The organism is Nocardioides sp. (assembly GCF_036401255.1).
In the GTDB taxonomy this organism is placed as follows: Bacteria; Actinomycetota; Actinomycetes; order Propionibacteriales; family Nocardioidaceae; genus Nocardioides.
In genome coordinates this window covers 1-4879 of record NZ_DASWVI010000498.1, presented here as the reverse complement: position 1 = coordinate 4879, position 4879 = coordinate 1, and the positions used below count along the sequence as shown (strand labels likewise).

Here is a 4879-nt window from a genome sequence, read left to right as displayed (position 1 = left end):
GCCCGCCCGGACAGTCCGGCGCGCCCGACCCGACCGGCTCGCCGAGCACGGGCAGCGGCACGGGCCGGGGCCCTGGCCCCGACTCCCCCTCGGTGGACCCGAACGCCCCGCACCCGCTGCAGCCGCCGCGGGGTGTCACCGCGTTCGAGCTGCCCTCGGGCAGCGTCCAGGTCACCTGGCAGCACCCCGGCGACCCCGCCGACTCCTTCACCGTGCAGGAGCCGGACGGCCCCGTGCTCGTCGAGGTCAGCGGCGCGGCCCGCCAGGCCTCGGTGTCGGTCGCGCCCGGCACCCACCGGTTCACGGTCACCGCGTTCCGCGCGGGCGAGCCGTTCGAGACCTCGGCGCCCTCCAACGCCGTCACGACCTCGGGCCGGCCGTCCGGCGTCACCGGAGTCGTGGGCCGGGTCAGCGGCAACCCCGACGACACCACCGCGACCATCGACGTGCAGTGGACCGCGGCCCAGGACAACGGCTCGCCGGTGCTCACCTACACCGTCGTGATGACCAACGCCTACGGCACCGAGACCCACGAGGTGCCCACCACGAGCACCTCGTTCGTGGCCACCTGCCCGACCGTCTACTGCAACCCCAGCCCGGTCACGGTGCGCGTCACCGCCACCAACGCCAAGGGCGCCGGACCCACGGTGACCGAGACGATCCCGTACGACGGCCCCGAGCCGCCCGCGCTGCCGGCCGGCGGCGCGCAGCTCGTCGACCGCTCCGAGCACACCTGGACCGGCCGATCCTGGATGGGCCACGGCACCACCCGGCTGATGCTCTCGCCCCCGGACGACTGGCGCGGGTTCACCGGCACCTGCTCGTGGACCCACACCGGCAACCGGGACGGCGAGGACCAGGGCGAGCTGCCGTGCGACGCCACCAGCCTCACGGTCGACATCGAGACCGGGGTGATCCGCGGCGCGGACTCCGGCGTACGCCAGCACCGGATCGTGTTCACGGCCAGCAACGGCACCGAGTCGGTGAGCAGCGCGGTCTACACCTGGCTGACCAAGCAGGAGGTCATGTGTCCCCGCTGCTCGTGACCCCGGTTCCCACCCCCCGCCCCACCCCTCGCCCCACCGGGCGCCGCACCCAGGAGAGCCCGTGACCGCCCTCGCCTCCCCCTTCAGCCCCACCGAGGACGACATCGCCGAGTTCCGGCGCCTGCACCAACGCCTCGGCGACGCGATCGAGGGCGCCGTGCACGGCAAGCGCGGCGCGATCGACCTGGTGCTGGTCGCCACCTTCGCCGGCGGGCACGTGCTCCTCGAGGACGTGCCCGGCACCGGCAAGACCACGCTCGCGCGCGCGGTCGCCCGCGCCCTGGGCGGCCAGGTACGTCGGGTGCAGTTCACCCCCGACCTGCTGCCCAGCGACGTCACCGGCACCACGGTGTTCGACCCCCGGGACGGCCAGATCCGGTTCCGGCCCGGCCCGGTGTTCGCGAACGTCGTGCTCGCCGACGAGATCAACCGCGCCGCCGCCAAGACCCAGTCCGCGCTCCTCGAGGTCATGGAGGAGCGCACCGTGACCGTCGACGGGGCCGCCCACCCGGTGCCCGACCCGTTCGTGGTGATCGCGACCCAGAACCCGGTCGACCTCGACGGCACCTACCGGCTCCCCGAGGCCCAGCTCGACCGGTTCCTGGTGCGCACCCGATTGGGCTACCCCGACGCCGAGCACGAGATCGAGGTGCTCCGCCCAGGCAGCACGGCCGGACGGGTCGCCGACGTCCCGGTCGTGACCTCGCCCGACGAGGCGATGGCGCTGGCGGAGCGGCTGGCCGGGCTGCACGTGGCCGACCCGCTGCTGCGCTACGTCCGCGACCTCGGCGTGGCGATCCGGGAGGACCCCCGGGTGCGGCTCGGGGCGAGCACCCGCGGGCTGCGCTCCCTCGTGCGGTGCCTACAGGTGTACGCCGCGGCCCAGGGCCGCAACTACGTCGTGCCCAGCGACGTGCAACGGCTCGCCGAGGCGGTGCTCGCCCACCGGACCGTGCTCACCCGCGACGCGGTGCTGGCCGGACACACCTCCGGCGGCATCGTCGACGAGGCACTCGAGAACGTGCCGCCGCCCCAGCCCGACGAGGGCTGAGCGATGCCGTCGGCGAGGCCCTGGTCGGTGCTGACCGTCCGGGGCCGGGGCACCGCGCTGACGGGCGGGCTGCTGGTCGGCGCCGGCGTCGCCTGGCACTACCCGCTCCTCGGCGGGCTCGGCGGCGCGCTGCTCGCGGTCGTGGTCGCCGAGGTCGTCTCCGTCCTGGTGACCGGCGACGCGCGGGTGCACCGCGAGGTCAGCCCGCGGGTGGTCGTGCGGCAGGAGCCGTGCACCGGGACGCTGCGGCTGACCGGACGCCGGCGGCGCGGCCTGGTCCGCTTCGACGCGATGGACGAGGTCGACGGCACCCTGGTGCCGGTCGACCTGCCCGACCAGGGCCCCGCCCGCACGGTGGAGGTCAGCTATCCGATCCCCACCCCGCGCCGCGGCCTGCTGCCGGTCGGGCCCGTCCACCTGCGCCGCCACGGCGTCGCGGGCATGGCGGCCACGTCGACCGCGACCGGCCAGGTCGAGCAGGTGCGGGTGCTGCCCCGGCGGATCCCCCTGGCGTCGATGATGCCCGGCCACCGGCGTTCGCCGGCCGGCACCGACCTGAGCCTCGAGCAGGGCGGCACCGACCTGCTCGGGCTGCACGAGTACGCCATGGGCGACGACCTGCGCCGCCTGCACTGGGCGACCAGCGCCCGCACCGGCACGCTCATGGTGCGCGAGGACGCCGACCCCGCGGTGCCGCAGGTCCGGGTGCTCCTCGACGACCGGGCGTGCGGCTACCACGGACCGGACGGGCCGGAACCGCTCTTCGAGGAGGCCGTGGAGCTGGTCGCGGCGGTGTGCCGAGCGGCCGTCGAACGCGGCTTGCCGCTGCGGTTCGCCTCGCTCAGCGGGCGACACCGGGTGCTCGTGCCCGGGTCACCGACCCGCCAGCCCCAGCGCGAGGCCCGCGACCTGGACTGGATGCTCGCCGAGATCGACCTCGTCGACCGGACCGAGGCCCGGCCCGACCCCGCCCCGGCCGACGACGTGGCGCTCGTCGTGACCGGCGCCGCCGCGGACCGCCACGAGCTGGCGCTGCTGCTCGGCGACGCCGCCACCCGGGTCGTCGCGGCCGTCGATCCGACGCCGCTCGTCGGCGCCGAGCAGCGCTCGGGCGTCCTGGTGCTGCGCGGCGCCGGCTCGCTGTCCCTGGCGGCCGCGTGGGACGAGGCCGCGGCCCGATGAGCGGCGACGGCACCCACTCGCCCTGGCTGCTCACCGCCTGGTCGGCCGGGCTGGTCGCCGTGGGCGGCCTCGCGGTGGCCGGGGCGTGGCCGGGCTGGCTGCCGGTGCTGCTGCTGACCGCGGCCTGCGTGGTGCCGATGCTGGTGCTGCGCGGCGTGCTCGCGCTCGGGATCTCCCGCTGGGCCGCCACGTCGGTGCTGGCGATGCTGCTGGTGCTCGCGGCGTACCTCATGACGGCGCGCAGCGACACCTCCCTCTCGGGCACCGTCACCGACTCCGTGCCGCTGTTGCTCACCTCGCCGCGCCCCTACCCCGTGCGTGCCGACCTGCTGGCCGCGCCCGTGCTGCTGGCCGGGCTGGTGTCGCTGCTCGCCGGCCTGCGGGTCGAGAGCCGGCATCGGCTCGGCCCGGTGGCCGGCGCGGTCGTGCTGTACGTGGCCGGCACGCTGCTCACGACCGGGCGCAGCGATCCGTGGGGCCTCCTCGCGGTGCTGATCCTGGTCCTCGCGGTGCTGGGCTGGGTGCTGCTCGACGAGCACCCCGAGCCGGCCCGCCGGCGGGTCGTGGTCGCCGTGCCCGCGCTCGTGGTGCTCGTCGGTGCCGTGGCCTCGGTCGCGCTGGTGCCCGTCCAGCGGCCGTTCGACCCGCGCACGCTCGTCGACCCGCCGGTGACCGTCGTGGAGGCCGCGAGCCCGCTGCCGCAGCTCGGCGCCTGGGCCGCCGACCCCGACGCGGAGCTGCTCCGGGTCACCGGCGACGCGGTGCCGCTGCGGCTGGTGACCCTCGACGAGTACGACGGCGCCCAGTGGCGGGCGGCGACCCGCTACGCGCCGCTCGGCACCGGCTCGGCGAGCCCGCTCGCGGGCGAGCGACGACGCAGCGCCACGGTGTCGGTCGCCCTCGACGGGCTGACCGGGCACTGGCTGCCCTCGCCCGGCGACCCGGTCGCGGTGAGCGACGCCGGCGTCGTGGTCGACACGGCCACCGGGACCCTCTACGACCCGCTCACCGGACCGGGCGCGACCTACGAGGTGACCGGGGTCGTCGACCGGCCCGACCCGGAGCGGTTCGCGGGCGCGACCGTGCCGACCTCGGGGCCCGCCCTCGACTACGTCCACCAGCCCGACCTGCCGGCGCCGCTGGCGGCGTACGCCGCCGCCGTCACGCCCGACGCCGCGCCGTACCAGCAGGCCCTCGCGATCGAGGCCGCGGTGCGCGAGGGCCGGCGGCTCTCGCCGCGGGCGATCTCGGGCTCGGCGTTCTGGAGGATCGAGCAGTTCCTGCTCGGCCGCGGGCGGGGCGCGCAGGTCGGCACCGCCGAGCAGTTCGCGACCGCGTTCGCGATCCTGGCGCGCCAGGCGGGCCTGCCGACGCGGGTCGTCGTCGGGTTCCGCCCGGGCACGGTGCAGCCCGACGGCAGCCGCGTGGTCCGCGGGCGCGACGCGCTCGCCTGGCCGGAGGTCTACTTCCGGCGCCTGGGCTGGGTGCCGTTCTCCCCCACTCCCCACGACGACACCTTCACCCGCGGCCGGCCGGAGCTCGCCGACACGCCGGCCCTGGACCACGAGCCCACCGCCTCGAGCACCCCGCGCCCCGAGCC

General features: G+C 76.6%; 4 protein-coding genes. All 4 read left to right on the top strand.

The features are described 5' to 3' along the window. Positions 1 to 1046: fibronectin type III domain-containing protein (locus tag VGD85_RS23085; protein WP_331065779.1), on the top strand; the 1046-nt coding region annotated here is incomplete at its 5' end. Positions 1047 to 1107: 61 nt separating this feature from the next. Further along, positions 1108 to 2097: a MoxR family ATPase gene (locus tag VGD85_RS23080; RefSeq protein WP_331065778.1), complete on the top strand. Its 990-nt coding sequence runs from the start codon at positions 1108 to 1110 to the stop codon at positions 2095 to 2097. 3 nt (positions 2098 to 2100) lie between these two features. Continuing rightward, on the top strand, positions 2101 to 3279 hold the full coding sequence (locus VGD85_RS23075) for a DUF58 domain-containing protein (RefSeq protein WP_331065777.1): 1179 nt from the start codon (positions 2101 to 2103) through the stop codon (positions 3277 to 3279). After that, positions 3276 to 4879, top strand: a 1604-nt coding sequence (locus tag VGD85_RS23070; RefSeq protein WP_331065776.1) for a DUF3488 and transglutaminase-like domain-containing protein, incomplete at its 3' end; no start/stop codon positions are given. The genes VGD85_RS23075 and VGD85_RS23070, both read left to right, overlap by 4 nt.

Bases quoted from the DNA above. Each gene is read 5' to 3' on its own strand.
- VGD85_RS23075 (WP_331065777.1), top strand. From the start codon at position 2,101: ATGCCGTCGGCGAGGCCCTGGTCGGTGCTGACCGTCCGGGGCCGGGGC.